Annotated in this window: 15 protein-coding genes and 5 tRNA genes; 1 reads left to right on the top strand and 19 read right to left on the bottom strand. The window is 46.8% G+C overall.

Annotated elements, in window-relative coordinates; translation table 11 throughout:
• Positions 1-92: 92 nt before the first annotated feature.
• A complete protein-coding gene (locus FTT64_RS02225) occupies positions 93-968 on the bottom strand; it encodes an alpha/beta fold hydrolase (RefSeq protein ID WP_168383607.1) in 876 nt (291 codons plus the stop codon).
• A 134-nt stretch (positions 969-1,102) separates the two neighbouring features.
• On the opposite strand from FTT64_RS02225, the gene FTT64_RS02220 reads away from it, so the two are divergent.
• Positions 1,103-1,585 carry a DUF4442 domain-containing protein gene (locus tag FTT64_RS02220; RefSeq protein WP_005181693.1) on the top strand — a complete coding sequence of 161 codons (483 nt, stop codon included), beginning with the start codon at positions 1,103-1,105 and terminating at the stop codon, positions 1,583-1,585.
• Between the two features lie 56 nt (positions 1,586-1,641).
• Here FTT64_RS02220 and FTT64_RS02215 read toward each other — a convergent pair whose 3' ends face one another.
• The 18 genes from FTT64_RS02215 to FTT64_RS02130 all read right to left on the bottom strand — a co-directional run bounded on the left by FTT64_RS02215 (position 1,642) and on the right by FTT64_RS02130 (position 19,551).
• Entirely contained in the window at positions 1,642-1,998 is a 357-nt protein-coding gene (locus FTT64_RS02215; protein WP_005181692.1) for a hypothetical protein, read from the bottom strand.
• 223 nt (positions 1,999-2,221) lie between these two features.
• Positions 2,222-6,412, bottom strand: coding sequence for a DNA-directed RNA polymerase subunit beta' (gene rpoC, locus FTT64_RS02210; RefSeq protein WP_180181999.1), 4,191 nt, complete (start codon positions 6,410-6,412; stop codon positions 2,222-2,224).
• 155 nt (positions 6,413-6,567) lie between these two features.
• Positions 6,568-10,656: a DNA-directed RNA polymerase subunit beta gene (gene rpoB / locus FTT64_RS02205; protein ID WP_163146199.1), complete on the bottom strand. Its 4,089-nt coding sequence runs from the start codon at positions 10,654-10,656 to the stop codon at positions 6,568-6,570.
• A gap of 309 nt (positions 10,657-10,965) precedes the next feature.
• Positions 10,966-11,337 carry a 50S ribosomal protein L7/L12 gene (rplL, locus tag FTT64_RS02200; protein WP_004774018.1) on the bottom strand — a complete coding sequence of 124 codons (372 nt, stop codon included), beginning with the start codon at positions 11,335-11,337 and terminating at the stop codon, positions 10,966-10,968.
• A 48-nt stretch (positions 11,338-11,385) separates the two neighbouring features.
• Positions 11,386-11,892 (bottom strand): 50S ribosomal protein L10, encoded by a 507-nt coding sequence (gene rplJ / locus FTT64_RS02195; protein WP_075167586.1) that lies wholly within the window; start codon positions 11,890-11,892, stop codon positions 11,386-11,388.
• Positions 11,893-12,212: 320 nt separating this feature from the next.
• A complete protein-coding gene (rplA, locus tag FTT64_RS02190; RefSeq protein ID WP_005181684.1) occupies positions 12,213-12,908 on the bottom strand; it encodes a 50S ribosomal protein L1 in 696 nt (231 codons plus the stop codon).
• Positions 12,909-12,911: 3 nt separating this feature from the next.
• Complete coding sequence (gene rplK / locus FTT64_RS02185) at positions 12,912-13,340, bottom strand: 50S ribosomal protein L11 (RefSeq protein WP_004868049.1); 429 nt, start codon at positions 13,338-13,340, stop codon at positions 12,912-12,914.
• Positions 13,341-13,458: 118 nt separating this feature from the next.
• Positions 13,459-13,992 (bottom strand): transcription termination/antitermination protein NusG, encoded by a 534-nt coding sequence (nusG, locus tag FTT64_RS02180; protein ID WP_005181681.1) that lies wholly within the window; start codon positions 13,990-13,992, stop codon positions 13,459-13,461.
• 7 nt (positions 13,993-13,999) lie between these two features.
• A complete protein-coding gene (gene secE / locus FTT64_RS02175; RefSeq protein WP_005181678.1) occupies positions 14,000-14,440 on the bottom strand; it encodes a preprotein translocase subunit SecE in 441 nt (146 codons plus the stop codon).
• 72 nt (positions 14,441-14,512) lie between these two features.
• Positions 14,513-14,588 (bottom strand) — tRNA-Trp (locus FTT64_RS02170).
• Between the two features lie 51 nt (positions 14,589-14,639).
• A complete protein-coding gene (gene tuf, locus FTT64_RS02165) occupies positions 14,640-15,830 on the bottom strand; it encodes an elongation factor Tu (RefSeq protein WP_104513317.1) in 1,191 nt (396 codons plus the stop codon).
• Between the two features lie 148 nt (positions 15,831-15,978).
• A tRNA-Thr gene (locus tag FTT64_RS02160) sits at positions 15,979-16,053 on the bottom strand.
• Positions 16,054-16,068: 15 nt separating this feature from the next.
• Positions 16,069-16,144 (bottom strand) — tRNA-Gly (locus FTT64_RS02155).
• 36 nt (positions 16,145-16,180) lie between these two features.
• A tRNA-Tyr gene (locus tag FTT64_RS02150) sits at positions 16,181-16,264 on the bottom strand.
• Positions 16,265-16,320: 56 nt separating this feature from the next.
• Positions 16,321-16,396, bottom strand: a tRNA-Thr gene (locus FTT64_RS02145).
• Positions 16,397-16,494: 98 nt separating this feature from the next.
• A complete protein-coding gene (trpE, locus tag FTT64_RS02140; RefSeq protein WP_180182000.1) occupies positions 16,495-17,988 on the bottom strand; it encodes an anthranilate synthase component I in 1,494 nt (497 codons plus the stop codon).
• A gap of 120 nt (positions 17,989-18,108) precedes the next feature.
• Entirely contained in the window at positions 18,109-18,780 is a 672-nt protein-coding gene (gph, locus tag FTT64_RS02135; RefSeq protein WP_005181670.1) for a phosphoglycolate phosphatase, read from the bottom strand.
• Positions 18,781-18,843: 63 nt separating this feature from the next.
• On the bottom strand, positions 18,844-19,551 hold the full coding sequence (locus FTT64_RS02130) for an FHA domain-containing protein (RefSeq protein ID WP_005181667.1): 708 nt from the start codon (positions 19,549-19,551) through the stop codon (positions 18,844-18,846).
• Between the last annotated feature and the right edge of the window lie 26 nt (positions 19,552-19,577).

The raw sequence follows: 19,577 nt of genomic DNA, 5'->3' as shown, positions 1-19,577 counted from the left end.
AAAAAACGCTATTTTATCAGAGATTGATCGCTATTTAGCTGCTGTTGTTGCGCTGTCCGATATTTGTCTTGACCTTGCCAGTAACAGTCAAATTAACTGCCTGATTTTGAAAATGCAAAATCCCGAAGATGTTGAGCAATCCGCTCCGGCTGGCTTAAAATTGCCCAGTGATTGGCCGCAATCTCCACTCGCTGGAAGTCTGCTGCCCAGTTCGGCACTTCATCAATCAGCTCCGGACTGACAAAGCGGTCTTCGGTCAGTACCACGGCCTGTACCGGACAAATCGCCACACGCTGACGTGGTTTGAGCAAACGCGGGATAAAATTGGCCCGATACAGATTGACGCCATATTGACCATCCTGCTGGATATTCGGGTTTAAGGCCAGACCCGAGCTTTGCTCCAGCTGCTGTAGCATTTTGCCCCAGCGCTCTGCACTCATGTATTGCCACACCGTCGGTGCCAGTAACGGCAATTGAAACACAGCGATATACCAGGACTTGCCCAGCTGTTTTAAGAATTTAGTCTTACCCTGCTGTAACTGGGCACGCATCCAGAATGCAGCATGGTCCAGACAAGGCCCGGAAATGCTGCTGTAAGAAAGAATCCGCTGGCGAAACCGGGCATCGGTCACCGACTCCCAGGACTGAATTGAACCCCAATCATGCGCAGCCAGATGAAATGGCCGGTTGGGCAGCACTGCATCCACCACAGTCAGTAAATCTTCAGACAGGCGTGCCAGCCGATAATCATGAATATGCTTTGGAATGGAAGACTGACCGGCCCCACGCACATCATAGGTCACAATATAAAAATCCTGAATCAGCTGGGTAATAACAGCTTCCCAGACTTCCTGATTGTCGGGATAACCATGAACCAGTACCAGCGCCGGATTGTCCGGCTTGCCCCAGCTTTTGACATACAGGCGCTGCTGGTCTGAGGTATGAATCCACTGCGTATGAGCGTGCATGATGACATCCTGTTCTGTTTATGGGTGATTTCTTGTATTGGCTGTTTATTGGCAAGTGCAGTCAATCAAATCAATGCCACCTGCCGGTTTCTGTTCTAGTATGCAGATCAGTGCAATAAAAATAATTGACCCTTATGAGCCTTTTAAAAAAACTACAGACAATTCCGACCCTGTCCAAATTCCTGATCAATCGCTATGCCCCCTATCGCGGCGCCGGTATTGCGGTCGAGAAAATGGATCTGGCCAATTACCACATTCGTGTCAAAATGCCACTGACGCGTAAAAACCAGAATATTGTTGGGGTGCATTTTGGCGGTAGCCTGTATGCCATGGTCGATCCGTTTTATATGCTGCTGTTGATGCATCATCTTGGCTCAAAATATATTGTCTGGGATAAGGCCGCGACCATCCGCTTTCTAGCGCCCGGTCGCAGTATGGTCTATGCCGATATCCGCCTCAATGCCATGGAGGTCGCTACCATTCGGGAACTGGCCGAGAATTATGCACCGGTATATCGCAACTACCGCCTGAATATTTTTGATGAAGCCGGCGTACGTATTGCCGAGGTAGAAAAGACGGTATACATCCGCCGCAAAAAGCCGCATGCTGCCGGCTAAATAAAAAAGCGCTTATATTTAAGCGCTTTTTTTATGTGAGATCGTCTAAACCAGACTTAGCGGTTCTGCTCAATCGCGGCACCTGCACCGCCACCAATCGCACCACCAATCGCTGCACCAGTACTACCACCGAAGATGCTTTTACCTACCGCAGAACCAATTGCACCGCCGACACCACTATAGGTCGCGTTACGGTTTGAACCATCCTGGGTTTTACTACCGACCGCTGCACCGGCACCACCACCAATGGCTGCACCTGCAGTACCGCCGACATTACCACCGACACCACCACCAATTGCACCACCTAAGGCCGCTGCACCAATACGCTGTTCATTTGGAGACATACTTTCACAGCCGGCCAGCATAAAGGTAGATAAGGTGGCAGCTGCCATAACACCGATAACTTTTTTCATGATCGCTCTTCCCCTGTTTTGGTCATAGCTTTAGCTTATTCGATATTGATGGGTCGAATCTGAGCAATATGTTACCAACTTGGTAACCAATAGAGGATTTATGTAAAAACACCCGCTTTGCTGCAGCAACCCAGCCAATCTAACACCAAAGTACAGCGCGATACCTTTTTTGCAGGCATAAAAAAGACGCCCGAAGGCGTCTCTTTGTTGTCATTTCACCAGCTTAGAATTCCTGGTTAAATGCCTGACTTAATGCTTGGTCTACATCAGAGAAGTCATTTTGCAGTTCAAACTCTGCAGCTTCTGCTTCCTGACGACGACGCTCTAAGTGGTAAGCCAAACCTGTACCCGCTGGGATCAAGCGACCAACAACGACGTTTTCTTTCAGACCACGTAGATCATCTTCTTTACCGGTTACAGCCGCTTCAGTTAACACACGTGTGGTTTCCTGGAACGATGCAGCAGAGATGAATGAATCCGTCGACAATGATGCTTTGGTAATACCCATCAACTGGCGATCAAACTTCGCTGGGAACTTGTTCTGTGCAAGTACAGCCTGGTTTTCTTGAACCACACGGATGTAATCCACCTGTTCGCCTTTGATGAAGCTGGTATCACCACCGTCAGTGATTTCAACTTTACGCAGCATTTGACGTACGATAACTTCAATATGCTTATCGTTGATTTTTACACCTTGCAGACGGTAAACGTCCTGAACTTCATTCACGATGTAGTTGGTCAACGCCACTTCACCTTTCAGACGTAAGATGTCATGCGGGTTTTGTGGACCATCAGAAATGGTTTCACCACGGTTCACATGCTCGCCTTCGAACACGTTAATGGTACGCCATTTCGGAATCAGCTCTTCGTAGATCTCTGAACCATCATCCGGTGTAATCACCAGACGGTTCTTACCTTTGGTCTCTTTACCGAAGCTCACGATACCTGACACTTCTGCCAAAATCGCATGCTCTTTTGGTTTACGCGCTTCGAACAAGTCGGCAACACGCGGCAGACCACCGGTAATATCACGGGTACGTGAAGATTCTTGTGGTACACGACCAATAACGTCACCGACACCAATGGTTTCGCCATCGCGAACCGAAAGAATGGTGTTTTGTGGCAGGAAGTAGAACTGTTCACCACCGTCCACAGTGTCTAACACAACAGCAGGACGTAAATCTTTACCTGACGCAGGACGTGAAGTCACTGGCAAGATTTCGATTGTGGTCATACCAGTTGCATCATCCGTTTTCGAGGTTACGGTTACGCCATCAGCGATCTGACTGAAACGCACTTTACCTGCAACTTCAGTTACCAGTGGATGGGTATGCGGATCCCAAGTCGCCACGATACCGCCTGCTTCTACCGCTTCGCCATCTTTCAGCAGAATAGACGCACCGTAAGGGATCTTATAACGTTCACGCTCACGACCTAAGTCATCTGCAATACCAATTTCACCTGAACGAGAGGTCGATACCAAATGACCTTTGGCATGTTGTACAGTTTTCACGTTGTGGAAACGTACGGTACCTTTGTTACGTACTTGAACGCTGTTGGCAGCAGAAGTTCGGCTTGCCGCACCACCCACGTGGAAGGTACGCATGGTTAACTGTGTACCTGGCTCACCAATTGATTGTGCCGCCATTACACCCACAGATTCACCTGGGTTCACCAAGTGACCGCGTGCAAGGTCACGACCATAACATTTCGCACACACACCGAAGGTCGATTCACATGATACTACTGAACGTACTTTCACTTCATCGACACCTTGCTCTTCCAGGAAGTTGGCAAGTTTTTCGTCAATTAAGGTGTTACGTGGCAGAATCACTTCATCTGAACCGGCTTTCTTCACGTCTTCAGCAACCACACGACCCAGTACTCGCGTACCCAGGTTCTCGATCACGTCACCGCCCTGAATGAATGGGGTCATGACTAAACCAGCCATGGTGCCACAATCTGGCTCAGTGATCACCAAGTCTTGCGCAACGTCAACCAGACGACGTGTCAGGTAACCCGAGTTCGCAGTTTTCAGTGCAGTATCGGCCAAACCTTTACGCGCACCGTGTGTTGAAATGAAGTACTGAAGTACCGTCAAACCTTCACGGAAGTTCGCCTTAATTGGCGTTTCAATGATCGAGCCATCCGGCTTCGCCATCAGACCACGCATACCTGCAAGCTGACGAATCTGAGCTGCCGAACCACGGGCACCAGAATCCGACATCATGTAGATCGAGTTGAATGATTTCTGCTTCTCGTCTTCACCCTGTTTGTTTTTCACAGTGGTGAAAGACAAGTTGTCCATCATCGCTTTCGCTACCTGGTCATTGGTACGTGCCCAGATATCGACGACTTTGTTATAACGTTCACCGGCCGTTACGAAACCTTGTTCGAACTGTTGTTCGATTTCACGAACTTCAGCTTCTGCCTTGTCAATGATCGCCTGTTTGCTTGGTGGAATAACCATGTCTTCCATACCAACAGATACACCTGAACGCGTCGCTTGACGGAAGCCCAAGTACATTAATTGATCAGCAAAGATGACCGTGTCTTTCAGACCCAGTTTACGGTAGCAAGAGTTGATTAACTTAGAGATGTTTTTCTTGGTCATCTCAACGTTAATTTGCTCGAAGCTCAAACCTTCTGGCACAACTTCCCACAGCAGGCAGCGACCTGGTGTGGTGTCTACAACAATAGTTTGTTGCTCACGCTCACCGTTGTCATTGATGACAGTTTGGTATACACGCGCTTTTACGCGAGCGTGCAGATCAACCTGACCGGTTGCAAGGGCACGGTTAACTTCATGCGTATCTGCGAACACCATGCCTTCACCTTTGGCATTTACCGCATCACGGGTGATGTAGTAAAGACCCAAGACCACGTCCTGAGACGGTACGATGATTGGCTCACCGTTGGCTGGAGACAGAATGTTGTTGGTCGACATCATTAACGCACGCGCTTCTAATTGCGCTTCAAGTGTTAATGGTACGTGTACCGCCATCTGGTCACCGTCGAAGTCGGCGTTGAACGCAGCACAAACGAGCGGGTGCAGACGGATCGCTTTACCCTCAATCAGAATCGGTTCAAACGCTTGCAGACCCAAACGGTGAAGGGTTGGCGCACGGTTCAACATCACTGGATGCTGACGAATCACAGATGCAAGAACATCCCAAACTTCTGGCGTCTCGCGCTCAACCATTTTCTTCGCAGCTTTAATGGTAGTGGCTTGACCAGAGGCTTGCAGTTTCGCAAAGATGAACGGCTTGAACAGTTCCAGCGCCATTTTCTTCGGAAGACCACATTGGTGCAAACGTAAAGTAGGACCTACGGTAATCACCGAACGGCCTGAATAGTCAACACGTTTACCCAACAAGTTCTGACGGAAACGACCTTGCTTACCTTTGATCATATCGGCCAAAGATTTCAGCGGACGTTTGTTCGAACCGGTAATCGCACGACCACGACGACCGTTATCAAGCAATGCATCTACAGACTCTTGTAACATACGTTTTTCGTTACGTACGATGATGTCTGGCGCTGCAAGGTCAAGAAGACGCTTCAAACGGTTGTTACGGTTAATCACACGACGGTAAAGGTCGTTCAGGTCAGACGTTGCGAAACGGCCACCTTCAAGCGGAACCAGCGGACGAAGGTCTGGCGGAAGTACTGGCAGTACATTCATCACCATCCATTCTGGCTTGTTGTTCGACTCTTTGAACGCTTCCATCAATTTCAAACGCTTAGACGCTTTTTTCAGTTTCGTCTCAGAGGTTGTTTGTGGAATTTCTTCACGCAGGCGTGAGATTTCGTTTTCAAGATCGATGTCTTTTAACAGGTCCTGAACTGCTTCTGCACCCATTTTCGCTGTGAATTCATCACCGTGCTCTTCCAACGCATTGAAGTATTCTTCATCGTTCAGAAGCTGGTATTTCTCAAATGGAGTCATACCTGGGTCAGTCACTACATAAGATTCGAAATACAGAACACGTTCGATATCACGTAAGGTCATGTCTAATAACAGACCGATACGGCTCGGCAGTGATTTTAAGAACCAGATGTGTGCTACTGGAGATGCCAGCTCAATGTGACCCATACGTTCACGACGAACTTTTGCAGTTGTTACTTCAACGCCACATTTTTCACAGATGACGCCTTTGTATTTCATACGCTTGTATTTACCACACAAGCATTCGTAATCTTTGACTGGACCAAAGATTTTGGCACAGAATAAACCGTCACGTTCTGGTTTGAAGGTACGGTAGTTAATGGTTTCAGGCTTTTTAACTTCACCATGAGACCACGACTTAATCATTTCTGGTGACGCAAGACCAATACGGATGCGGTCAAACTCTACAGGAGCATGACCGTCTGAGTCCGTCTTTTTGCGCATGATATCGAGCAAGTCTTTCAATTTTTTTCTCCGTGTGCCGGTAAGATTTTCACTTTCCGACTGGGTCACAAATATTGTTTTTTAACTGAATTTTAATCCCCCTTAATCCCCCTTTTTCAAAGGAGGAAAAGTCCCTCTTTTACAAAGAGGGATTTAGGGAGATTTAATGGAGATTCTTAGTCACCATTTTTCAGTTCAATGTTGATACCTAAAGAACGGATCTCTTTGGTCAATACGTTGAACGATTCAGGCATGCCCGGATCCATATAATGGTTACCATCTACAATGTTCTTATAGATGCGGGTACGGCCTTCAACGTCATCCGACTTCACAGTGAGCATTTCTTGAAGCGTATAAGCTGCACCGTAAGCTTCCAGTGCCCAGACTTCCATCTCACCGAAACGCTGACCACCGAATTGTGCCTTACCACCCAGCGGCTGCTGTGTTACTAATGAGTAAGAACCAGTTGAACGCGCATGCATCTTGTCATCAACCAAGTGGTTCAGTTTCAGCATGTACATGTAACCAACAGTGACAGGACGGTCGAAACGCTCACCCGTACGGCCATCATACAATACGGTTTGACCGGTACGTGACAGACCCGCAAGTTCAAGCAAGTCTTTGATCTGACCTTCTTCAGCACCGTCAAATACAGGTGTTGCCAATGGAACACCGGCACGCAGGTTGCCAGAAAGTGCCAAGATTTCATCATCCGTCAGGCTGTCAAGATCTTCTTGCTCGCCGCCCACCTTATTGTAAATCTTGTCCAAGAATTCACGCAGTTCAAGAATGGTGCGCTGTTCTTTCAGCATCTTGTCGATCTGATCACCCAAACCTTTGGCTGCCATACCCAAGTGCGTTTCCAGAATCTGACCCACGTTCATACGCGATGGTACACCAAGCGGGTTCAGTACCACGTCTACTGGTACACCATTGGCATCGTGTGGCATGTCTTCAACCGGCAGAATGTTGGATACAACACCCTTGTTACCGTGACGACCCGCCATCTTATCACCCGGCTGGATACGACGTTTCACCGCAAGGTAAACTTTAACCACTTTCAGTACGCCAGTGGTCAGTTCGTCACCTGTAGACAGTTTGCGTTTCTTCTCAGCGAATTTCTCGTCAATTTCAAAGCTCTTCTCTTTCAGGAAGGTTTGAATTTGCGTTAAACGTTCCGCAATCGCTTCATCACTTGGCTGGATTTCAAGCAGATCAACCAGTTCAAGACCAGACAGCATATCTTCAGACAGTTTGTCGCCACGTTTAGTGCCACCACCGCCATTTGATTCTTGACCTTTTAACAGACGGACAATACGTTCACGTGCTGCTTCTTCGAAGATTTTGTATTCTTCTTTCAAGTCTTTACGGTATGCATCAAGCTGCGCTTTCTCAATTGCCAGTGCACGTTCGTCTTTTTCAAGACCATCACGTGTAAACACTTGAACGTCAATCACGGTACCTTTGGTGCCTGATGGAACACGTAAAGATGAGTCTTTCACATCCGCTGCTTTTTCACCGAAGATGGCACGAAGCAGTTTTTCTTCAGGCGTCAACTGGGTTTCACCTTTTGGCGTAACTTTACCCACCAGAATGTCACCGGCAGTCACTTCTGCACCGATGTAAACAATACCTGATTCGTCCAGTTTAGACAGCGCAGCTTCACCGACGTTTGGAATATCAGCCGTGATTTCTTCAGCACCCAGTTTGGTATCACGTGCAACACATGACAGTTCCTGAATATGAATCGACGTTAGACGGTCTTCTTGAAGCACACGCTCAGAAAGCAAGATCGAGTCTTCGTAGTTGTAACCATTCCAGGTCATGAACGCCACGCGCATGTTTTGACCCAGCGCCAGTTCACCGCCATCTGTCGATGGACCATCCGCCAGGATGTCACCACGTGCAACTTTATCGCCTAAACGTACCACAACATTCTGGTTGATACAGGTGTTCTGGTTTGAACGCGTGTATTTGATCAGGTTGTAGATATCTACGCCTGCTTCACCCGCGATCATTTCATCTTCATTCACGCGAATTACGATACGTGATGCATCAACAAACTCGATCACACCACCACGGCCTGCAACTACACACACACCTGAGTCACGTGCCACGTTGGCTTCCATACCCGTACCAACCAGCGGTTTGTCCGCGATTAATGTAGGTACGGCCTGACGTTGCATGTTAGAACCCATCAATGCACGGTTGGCGTCATCGTGCTCAAGGAATGGAATCAGCGATGCTGCAACAGAAACCACCTGCTGAGCAGATACGTCCATATGCGTCACTTTTTCAGGTGACATACGTACGAATTCACCGTGGTGACGTACAGAAACGAATTCTTCAGTCAGGTTGCCGTCCTGATCTACAACCGAGTCGGCCTGTGCAATCACAGTACCCACTTCTTCAATCGCAGACAGGTATTCAACTTCATCCGTTACACGACCATCAACAACTTTACGGTAAGGCGTTTCTAAGAAACCAAAGTTGTTACATTTTGCATATACAGAAAGCGAGTTGATCAAACCAATGTTTGGACCTTCAGGCGTTTCAATTGGACACACACGACCGTAGTGAGTTTGATGTACGTCACGTACTTCGAAGCCAGCACGTTCACGCGTCAAACCACCAGGCCCAAGCGCTGATACACGACGCTTGTGGGTGATTTCAGACAATGGGTTGTTTTGGTCCATGAACTGAGATAACTGGCTTGAACCAAAGAATTCCTTGATTGCAGCAGCCACTGGCTTCGCATTGATTAAATCTTGCGGAGACAGGTTATCAGTTTCAGCCTGTGATAGACGTTCTTTAACCGCACGCTCTACACGAACCAGACCGACACGGAATTGGTTTTCAGTCATTTCACCCACTGAACGAACACGACGGTTACCCAAGTGGTCGATATCGTCGACTTCACCTTTACCGTTACGGATTTCAACCAATGTTTTCAGTACATCCGTGATGTCTTCGTTGGACAGGATGCCTTCAACTTCGCGCGACTTCTGGTCAGTACCGACTTCATAAGGACGACCCAGACGACGGTTGAACTTCATACGGCCGACTGGTGACAGGTCATAACGCTCAGAAGAGAAGAACAGGTTGTTAAACAGGTTCTCAGCTGCTTCTTTGGTTGGTGGCTCGCCTGGACGCATCACTTTGTAGATTTCAACCAGTGCTTCTTCACGACCTGTAGTCGTATCGGCACGTAGCGTATCTGCAATGAATGAACCGCAGTCGATGTCGTTGGTGAACAGGATATTGAACTGCTTCACGCCGCCTTCAGCCAGCTTCACCATCACTTCATGGCTTAACAGTGTGTTGGCCGGAATCACATCGCCATCTTTCAGCACGATGTCTTCGGCAGTAATGCGCTCATACAGGTATTCATCCGGCACTGACAGTTTGGTCAGACCAGAGGCTTCCATTTGACGAACATGACGTGCGTTGATACGCTTACCTTGTTCAACAATGACTTTACCATCAGCATCAGTGATATCGAATTGTGCCATTTCGCCACGCAGACGTTCTGGAATCAAGTCGATCTGATAGCTACCCATATCCAGGTAAACAGGAACTTTTTCGTAGAACAGGTCAAGAATCTGTTCGTTGTTATAGTTCAGGGCACGCAGAACCACAGTCGCCAGTAATTTACGACGACGGTCGATACGTACATAGACTAAATCTTTGGCATCAAATTCAAAGTCTAACCATGAACCACGGTAAGGAATAATACGCGCTGAATACAGCACTTTACCGCTTGAGTGAGTCTTACCTTTGTCATGGTCAAAGAATACGCCTGGTGAACGGTGTAATTGCGATACGATTACACGCTCGGTACCGTTGATCACAAAAGTACCGTTATCCGTCATCAATGGCATTTCGCCCATATAGACTTCTTGTTCACGTACGTCTTTGATTGATTTCGTTTCACGATCTTTCAAGATCAAACGAATTTTAACGCGCATTGGTGCCGCATAAGTTGAGCCGCGAAGAATACATTCGCGCACATCAAACTCTGGTTTACCAAGACTATACTCAACAAATTCTAAAGCAGCATTGCCAGAATAACTTTCTATAGGAAAAACTGAACGAAATGCGGCTTGGAGACCGATATCTTCGCGGTTTTTTGGAGATTTGCCATCTTGCAAGAAAGTACGGTACGAGTCGACTTGAATCGCCAACAGGTACGGTGCTTCCATGACTTGGGGCAATTTACCAAAATTCTTACGGATCCGTTTCTTTTCGGTATATGAGTATGCCATCTGGAGTCCTCGGAAAGTAAACCAAGCCCGCCTGCAGAACGGGCTCAGAAGGAATTACGCAGGCCGATATGGCCACCACTCTTTACAAATGCTGCAATTTTTAGTGGTATTAAAACGCTTAACAATATTTTTTAACATTGAAAAATATTGGTAAGCGTTTGATTGTTATCTTTATTTTTAATTTGTATGAAATTTATATCATGCAAACAAAAATCGAGCCGATTATTGTAACGCAAAAAGGCTGATGACCCAAGAGCCATCAGCCATTTTTTGGAGTCGATTATAAAAAAATCGACTCCGCTTAAGCTATTACTTAAGTGTAACTGTAGCACCAGCTTCTTCAAGTTTCTTCTTAAGCTCTTCGCCTTCTTCTTTAGAAACGCCTTCTTTAAGTACTGCTGGAGCACCTTCAACCATGTCTTTCGCTTCTTTAAGACCAAGGCCAGTCGCTTCACGAACTGCTTTAATTACTGCAACTTTGTTTGCACCGAAAGAAGTCAACTCAACGTTGAATTCAGTTTGCTCTTCAGCAGCAGCAGCGCCAGCGCCTGGAGCAGCAGCAACTGCAACAGCAGCAGCAGATACGTTGAATTTCTCTTCGAAAGCAGAGATCAGTTCAACAAGTTCAAGAACAGTTTTTTCAGCAACTGCGTTTAAAATTTCTTCGTTAGTTAAAGCCATGAGAATAACTCCAAATGGAAATTGAATGGTGTGTAAATTGATTTAAGCTTAAGCTGCTTCTGACTCGTTTTTCTCTTTGAGTGCTGTAATAAGGCGACCCAATTTCGAAATAGGAGCTTGAAGAACGTTTGCAAGCATAGTAAGCGCTTTTTCTTGGTTCGGAAGATTTGCAATCACGCTAACTTCAGCACCTTGATAAACCTTGCCGTCAAATGCAGCAGCTTTAAGTTCAAATGCTTTGTTTGTTTTAGCGAAATCTTCGAACAAGCGTGCAGCTGCACCCATGTCGTCTTCAGAAGTCGAGAAAGCTAAGATTGTTGGACCAACAAGAGTTGCATTCAAGATATCGAATTGAGTACCTTCGAATGCACGCTTAGCCAAAGTATTACGCACGATACGAGTCGTAACACCAAGCTTACGCGCTTCAACACGTAAAGCAGTTAATTGCTCAACGGTTAAACCTTGATAGTCAGCAACAACAGCAGAGAACGCGCGAGAAGCAACTTCGTTTACTTCTGCTACGATCTGTTTTTTGTCTTCGATAAGAAGAGCCATTGTAAAACCTCCTAACGGTGATTTATGTACCCACAAGGGATACACTCCCAATTCGTGAATTCATCACTGAACTCACACGCGGAGGAGGAATAAATCACACCACCGCGTCTACGCAGGCTGGGATTTTAAGAGAAGAGCATAAAACTCCCCTCGCCTGAGGTCTTTGACGCTGATAAATTCTCATTTACCAATTCAAAGTCCGCCTGAATGTCCCCTCTCCTTTCAGGAGAGGGCTAGGGAGAGGTTTAACCCTCATCCCAACCTTCTCCCAGAGGGAGAAGGAGACCTTTCAGGACTTTAAAATTCTGTCTAAGTTAAACTTAGTTAGAAACGTTGTTTACATCAACAGTCAGACCAGGACCCATAGTTGAGCTTAGAGTGATCTTTTTGATGTATACACCTTTAGAAGTCGCAGGTTTTGCTTTCTTCAGGTCAGCTACAAGAGCTTCAACGTTTTGACGAACAGCTTCAGCAGTGAAACCTACTTGACCGATCGCAGCGTGGATGATACCCGCTTTGTCTACACGGTAACGTGCTTGACCAGCTTTTGCATTTTTAACTGCAGTTGCTACGTCAGGAGTAACCGTACCCACTTTAGGGTTTGGCATTAAGCCACGTGGACCAAGGATTGTACCTAATTTACCTACAACGCGCATTGCATCTGGAGCAGCAATTACCACGTCAAAGTCAAGGTTACCCGCTTGGATACTTTCAGCCAGGTCATCAAAACCAACTACGTCCGCGCCTTCAGCTTTAGCAGCTTCAGCAGCAGCGCCTTGAGCAAACACAGCTACACGTACAGTTTTACCTGTACCTGCAGGAAGTGTAGTCGCGCCACGAACAACCTGGTCAGATTTACGAGGGTCAACACCTAGGTTTACAGATACATCCAAAGATTCTTTGAATTTAGCTGCAGGAAGGCTGTTAAGAACTTGTACTGCTTCTTCCAAAGTATAAACTTTGTTTGCTTCTACAGCAGCAGCAATGGCTTTTTGACGTTTAGTTAACTTTGCCATGTCTTATAGCTCCACTTCCAAGCCCATAGAACGTGCAGAACCAGCGATGGTACGTACACGCGCGTCTAAGTCAGCACCAGTTAAGTCTGGTTCTTTCGTAGTCGCGATCTCTTCTAACTGAGCACGAGTCAACTTACCAACTTTAGTTTTGTTTGGCACAGCTGAACCCTTCTGGATACCAGCAGCTTTCTTAAGCAGAATAGCAGCAGGTGGAGTTTTCATGATGAATGTGAACGACTTGTCGTTGTACACAGTGATCACTACTGGAATTGGAAGACCAGCTTCAACTTTTTGTGTCGCAGCATTGAATTCTTTACAGAATGCCATGATGTTAACACCACGTTGACCTAGTGCAGGACCAATTGGTGGAGATGGATTTGCTTTACCAGCTGGAACTTGCAGCTTGATATAGCCGTCAATCTTCTTAGCCATTTTCAATTACCTCTGGGTACAAACGCCGCTAGGCTCCCCAATGATTTCTAAGTAACGATACCGTTACAACAACAATGCCCGATCCATAACAAATCGGGCGTTTTCAACCAGCAGTGAATTAAACTGATTTTTCGACTTGGCGAAATTCCAGCTCAACCTGTGTTGGTCGATTGAATACATTAATCGTCAACGTTAAACGCGACTTGTCGTAAAGGACTTCTTCCACCACGCCTTTAAAGTCGGTGAATGGACCGTCAATTACCAGTAATTCTTCGCCTGGTTCAAACATCGTCTTCGGACGAGGTGCTTCACCAGTATTGCGTACACGTGCAAGAATCGCATCAGCTTCACGCTGCGTAATTGGCGCAGGTTTTTCCGGTGTACCACCAATAAAACCTAATACTTTTGGACATTCTTTTACAATGTGCCAAGTATCATCATTCATTTCCATTTCGACTAGCACATAGCCCGGAAAGAATTTACGCTCAGATTTACGTTTCTTGCCATCCTTCATTTCTACCACTTCTTCGGTAGGAACCAGGACTTCACCAAAGCTATCGGCAACAGCGCTACGCTGGATTCGATCATTAAGCGAACGCATCACTTGTTTTTCATAACCAGAATAGGCATGAATAATGTACCAACGTTTCATAGCTCTCTTACCCGATAATAAATTTAATTGCCCAACCTAAAACGTAGTCAAAACACCACAATAAAATGGATGCTACAACTACAACTGCAAGTACGTGCCAAGATGTGGTCACTGTCTCTTGCTTGGTTGGCCAAGTCACTCGACGCAGCTCGATTCGTGAATCTTTCAATAAACGAACAAAGCCTTTGCCTTGATGGGTGGCGTATAATAAACCTAAAGCCACTACGATACAAGCCAAAATTACCCCAACGCGCACCCAAATATCATTTGCCGGTGCCCAGTACGCTGGTAGATGCTGATTCACCATGGTTGCCGCAATGAATAAAATCAAGGCGATAATCCACAACACGTAGTCTAATGGAGAACCCGAATTTACAACTTCAGCAGGATTATTTCTTTGAGGAATTGGCGCTTCGCTTAATGCGTCACGCGATTTATCATTCGACATTTTTGTACTCGTCGTAGGATTCGCGACTTATTATATGACCAGTTTTGCCAGCATCAAGCTTTTTTTGAAAAATGGCAGGCCAGGAGGGACTCGAACCCCCAACATTCGGTTTTGGAGACCGACGCTCTACCAATTGAACTACTGGCCTGCAGAACAAGCCGAAATCCGCAAACTTCGGCTTGTGAAACTTATTTTATAATTATGCAGTTACTTTAGCAACTACACCCGCACCTACAGTACGGCCACCTTCACGGATCGCGAAGCGTAAACCAGCGTCCATTGCGATTGGGTGGATTAATTCTACTGACATTTCAACGTTGTCGCCTGGCATAACCATTTCAACGCCTTCTTTCAGCTGGATCGCACCAGTTACGTCCGTAGTACGGAAGTAGAACTGTGGACGGTAACCATTTAAGAATGGAGTGTGACGGCCACCTTCGTCTTTAGAAAGTACGTATACTTCTGCGTCGAATTTAGTGTGCGGCTTGATTGAACCTGGTTTAGCAAGTACTTGACCACGTTGAACTTCTTCACGCTTAGTACCACGTAGAAGAACACCACAGTTCTCGCCAGCACGACCTTCGTCAAGAAGCTTACGGAACATTTCAACGCCAGTAACAGTTGTTTTCGCTGTATCTTTGATACCAACGATTTCAACTTCTTCACCAACTTTAACGATACCAGTTTCTACACGGCCAGTTACAACTGTACCACGACCAGAAATAGAGAATACGTCTTCGATTGGCATCAAGAATGCTTGATCGATTGCACGTACTGGCTCTGGAATGTAAGAGTCAAGTGCTTCAACAAGAGCAACAACAGCGTCTTCGCCATATTGACCTGATTCACCGTTAAGTGCTGCAAGAGCAGAACCACGGATTACTGGAGTGTCATCGCCTGGGAAGTCGTAAGTAGAAAGAAGTTCACGAACTTCCATTTCAACTAATTCGATTAACTCTTCGTCGTCTACGATATCGCATTTGTTTAAGAATACGATGATGTAAGGTACACCTACCTGACGAGAAAGAAGGATGTGTTCACGAGTTTGTGGCATTGGACCATCAGTCGCTGAACAAACAAGGATCGCACCGTCCATCTGAGCAGCACCAGTGATCATGTTTTTAACATAGTCGGCGTGACCTGGGCAGTCAACGTGAGCGTAGTGACGAGTTGGAGAATCGTATTCTACGTGAGAAGTGTTAATTGTAATACCACGTGCTTTTTCTTCTGGAGCAGAGTCGATTGCAGCGTAATCTTTCGCTTCACCACCGAATTTCTTCGCACATACAGTTGCAATTGCAGCTGTTAAAGTTGTTTTACCATGGTCAACGTGACCGATTGTGCCCACGTTAACGTGTGGCTTATTACGTTCAAACTTAGCCTTAGCCATGTTTATTTTCCTCGTTTACGTCGAACACAATCTGAGTAATACCCAGCCTCGACATATCGCCTAAAAAACTAGACACCTAATACTTAAAAAGCAGACTAAATAGCCTGCTTTCTTTAAATCTCATGCAACCAAGTTGCTAAACTGTATCTGGAGCTCTTATCGAGATTTGAACTCGAGACCTCTCCCTTACCAAGGGAGTGCTCTACCACTGAGCTATAAGAGCGATCATCTTCGATGATGGAGCGGGAGACGAGGATCGAACTCGCGACATGCAGCTTGGAAGGCTGCCGCTCTACCAACTGAGCTACTCCCGCACATTGTTGGTAATGTACCACTTCATTCGAAGTTAATGGTGGTGGGAGAAGGATTCGAACCTTCGAAGCTTACGCGGCAGAGTTACAGTCTGCTCCCTTTGACCGCTCGGGAATCCCACCAATATCACACTTATTGCAGTGCTCGTTCTTTACTTCACATCTCGAATTCTCTAAGATGGTGCCGGCACACGGATTCGAACTGTGGACCTACTGATTACAAGTCAGTTGCTCTACCAACTGAGCTATGCCGGCGTTTCTTAGTGTTTCGTACGTTTCGTATCGGAACGGTGTGCAGTTTAGCAAAACTTGAAATCCGTGCAAGTGTTTTTTTTAAAAAAACCGTCAAAAACTCACAAAATCAATCCGTTTGACGATAATTCAACCGCTTTGATCACTGCGCGAGCTTTTATTTGGGTTTCATTCCACTCAGATTCAGGATTTGAGTCGGCAACAAGGCCTGCGCCAGCCTGAACATAGACCTTATTTTCACGAATAACGCAGGTCCGAATCGCAATCGACATGTCCATTTCGCCATGCCAGCCTAAATAACCAACAGCACCACCAAAAATTCCACGTTTTACTGGCTCAACTTCGTCAATAATTTCCATGGCACGGATTTTTGGTGCCCCAGAAAGTGTGCCTGCCGGGAAAGTTGCCTTAAAAACATCCAAGGCATCAACATCATCACGCACTTCACCCTGCACATTGGACACAATATGCATGACATGCGAATAACGTTCGATCACCATTTGATCAGTCAGCTGCACTTTGCCAATTTTTGAGACGCGACCAACATCATTACGACCCAAGTCAATCAGCATTAAATGCTCAGCAATCTCTTTTTCATCAGAAAGTAAATCTTTTTCCAAGGCCAGATCTTCTTCTTTGGTTTTACCACGTGGACGTGTGCCAGCGAGTGGACGCACGGTGGCAATACCATTTTCCAGACGTGACAGAATTTCCGGCGATGACCCAACAATATGGAATGGGGTGTCATTGTCCAAGGTGCGCCCTTGCACCAGGAACAGATATGGTGATGGATTAAGGTGACGTAAAGCGCGATAGACCTGTAACGGCTCACCATCAAAGTCAGACACCATACGATGCCCCGGCACCACTTGCATGACATCACCAGCACGGATGTATTCTTTGACTTTCTCAACCGAGGCAATAAAGTTGTCGTGACCGGTTAAAGATTCAAAATGCGGTGCCGTATGGGTTTGCGCCTGCAAGTTCACCGGTGTCGCCAGCAACTGCTCCAGCGCATCCAGTTGCGCCTGCGCTTTCTGATAGGCATCAGCATCCTTGCTATCGGCATGCACAATCAGGAATAAGGTATCTTTTAAGTTGTCAAATACGATTACGGTTTTAGACAGCATCATCCAGATATCCGGCAGGCCCACCGGATCAGCATCTGGAATATTGTTCAGGCGCGGTTCGATATAACGCACCGCGTCATAGCCAAAGTAACCGACCAGTCCACCAGTAAAGCTTGGCAACGCCGGTAAATCGGCCTGTGTTGGCACTTTAAACTGGGCCTGGAAATCACGGATAAACTGGAAAGGATCACTACACGGCTGCTGTAGCAGTTCGCCATTGGTCTGCTGAATGGTCAACTGCCCTTCATTGCAAGAAAATACGGTCGACTCGCCCAGACCAATAATCGAATAGCGCGCCCAGTTTTCACCGCCTTCGACAGATTCAAACAGATAGGCCTGTTCATGCTCTTTTAAACGCGCAAACACAGACAATGGGGTTTCGGTATCGGCCAGACGCTGACGGTAGACAGGAATCAGGTTATAGCCGGCAGCTTGCAGTTGTTGATATTGGGCTTGAGTGGTCATGTTGAATCTCTTTCATTTTCGCGGGGTCATAGGAAGGTTGCTGGTAGGTGCTGACTTAGTGACGCCATCGAAAAACTACACAATCACTCATTGCGGTGTCCTTTTACATCTATTCTTACATTAGGAAGCTAATAATTCTGTCAGATTATCCACCACTTGCTGCGGCTGACAATCATAAATACTCTCGCCATGATTATAGCCATAGCTGACTACAATACAATCAATACCGGCACGACGTGCGGCTTCCACATCATTGGAAGAGTCGCCAATCATCAACACTTGGGATTTTTCTACCCCAAAGGTCTCAACACAGTGCAATAACTGGCGTGGATGCGGTTTACGTTCGCTAAACCGATCACCACCAATCACATCAACAAAATAATGGCTCATGTCCAGTGCATCTAAAATGGCGCGTGATGGCAGCTCGGGCTTGTTGGTGACACAGATCATTTTTTTCTGCTGCTGTTTGCCCCATTCCAGAAACTCCAGAATTCCGGCAAAAGGCTGGGTATCCAGACAAGGATCGGCATTGTAAATTCCTAGGAAAGTTTCCAGCAGCTGCTGATGCTGATCGGGATGCACCTCTCCGGTTAAATGCAGCAAGGTGCTGTGACAAAATACCGAGGTGCCTTTGCCAATCCAGGTGCGTACCTGTGCTTCGGTGACCATGGGCAGCTGCAAGGCATTCAGGCTCATATTCATGGCACGATACAGATCGGTGGCTGAATCGACCAGCGTGCCGTCCAGGTCAAATAAAATCAGCTCACGGGTGTCAAGTTTGGCCACAGACATTTTGGTCCTCTCAAAAAATAAAGGCATGCCAAAGCATGCCTCGATTGTATGCTGTGTCGCGGTTTATTTAAACAACAGCCAGGCAATAATTGCCAGGATCACCAGCACAATAATGGTCATCAGGCCAACAGAGGCATTTTTCTGCTGCTCTTTTTCCTGCTCAACGCGTGATACAGGCTGCTCAACCGGTACCGGTTGTGGCTCTGGGGTGGCCGCGCTTAAATCGGTCCCTTCAGGAATTGGGGCCGGTTTTGGTACACCGACATTGGTTGGCATGCCATCACGTGTCAATTGTACCGATGCATCACGCTCTTTCAGCTCAGGCATACCCTGATCATTCATCTGCTGTGCCGGCGTTTTCACTGCTACAGTTTCTGTCGGCTCGGCTGCAGTAGCGGTTTCCACCACATCCAGCTCAGGAATCTGTTCTACTTCGGTGCCTGCAGGCGCAAGTGGCTCATCTGCCAACAGTTCCGGTTTGGCTGGTGCCAGGACTGAAAATTTAAAGCTGGCGAACTGGACAATATCACCCTCATGCAACGGAGTTTCCTGCTCAATCCGCAGGTCATTTACAAAGGTGCCATTGGATGAATTTAAGTCCTGGACCCACAAGTCTTCAGCCTTCAGTAACAACGCAGCATGTTTGCGTGATACTTCAGCCGACTGCAGCACCACATCAGCTTCCTGATGACGCCCCACCAGCATGTCACGATCAACACTAATTTCCTGCCCGGTAAATTCACCCGTAATTGCTTGTAATTTCCAAGTCATAGCGAACTTCTCTTTAAATTTTTGCC

Origin of the sequence: Acinetobacter sp. Q186-3 (genome assembly GCF_013420655.1) — a bacterium.
Classification (GTDB): Bacteria; Pseudomonadota; Gammaproteobacteria; order Pseudomonadales; family Moraxellaceae; genus Acinetobacter; species Acinetobacter indicus.
This window is presented reverse-complemented; position numbering and strand designations above follow the sequence as displayed.

Excerpts from the sequence above, each read along its gene's own strand:
- FTT64_RS02225 (WP_168383607.1), bottom strand. The coding sequence starts at position 968 with ATGCACGCTCATACGCAGTGGATTCATACCTCAGACCAGCAGCGCCTG.
- FTT64_RS02220 (WP_005181693.1), top strand. The coding sequence starts at position 1,103 with ATGAGCCTTTTAAAAAAACTACAGACAATTCCGACCCTGTCCAAATTC.
- FTT64_RS02215 (WP_005181692.1), bottom strand. The coding sequence starts at position 1,998 with ATGAAAAAAGTTATCGGTGTTATGGCAGCTGCCACCTTATCTACCTTT.
- rpoB (WP_163146199.1), bottom strand. The coding sequence starts at position 10,656 with ATGGCATACTCATATACCGAAAAGAAACGGATCCGTAAGAATTTTGGT.
- rplL (WP_004774018.1), bottom strand. The coding sequence starts at position 11,337 with ATGGCTTTAACTAACGAAGAAATTTTAAACGCAGTTGCTGAAAAAACT.
- rplJ (WP_075167586.1), bottom strand. The coding sequence starts at position 11,892 with ATGGCTCTTCTTATCGAAGACAAAAAACAGATCGTAGCAGAAGTAAAC.
- rplA (WP_005181684.1), bottom strand. The coding sequence starts at position 12,908 with ATGGCAAAGTTAACTAAACGTCAAAAAGCCATTGCTGCTGCTGTAGAA.
- rplK (WP_004868049.1), bottom strand. The coding sequence starts at position 13,340 with ATGGCTAAGAAGATTGACGGCTATATCAAGCTGCAAGTTCCAGCTGGT.
- nusG (WP_005181681.1), bottom strand. The coding sequence starts at position 13,992 with ATGAAACGTTGGTACATTATTCATGCCTATTCTGGTTATGAAAAACAA.
- secE (WP_005181678.1), bottom strand. The coding sequence starts at position 14,440 with ATGTCGAATGATAAATCGCGTGACGCATTAAGCGAAGCGCCAATTCCT.
- tuf (WP_104513317.1), bottom strand. The coding sequence starts at position 15,830 with ATGGCTAAGGCTAAGTTTGAACGTAATAAGCCACACGTTAACGTGGGC.
- trpE (WP_180182000.1), bottom strand. The coding sequence starts at position 17,988 with ATGACCACTCAAGCCCAATATCAACAACTGCAAGCTGCCGGCTATAAC.
- gph (WP_005181670.1), bottom strand. The coding sequence starts at position 18,780 with ATGTCTGTGGCCAAACTTGACACCCGTGAGCTGATTTTATTTGACCTG.
- FTT64_RS02130 (WP_005181667.1), bottom strand. The coding sequence starts at position 19,551 with ATGACTTGGAAATTACAAGCAATTACGGGTGAATTTACCGGGCAGGAA.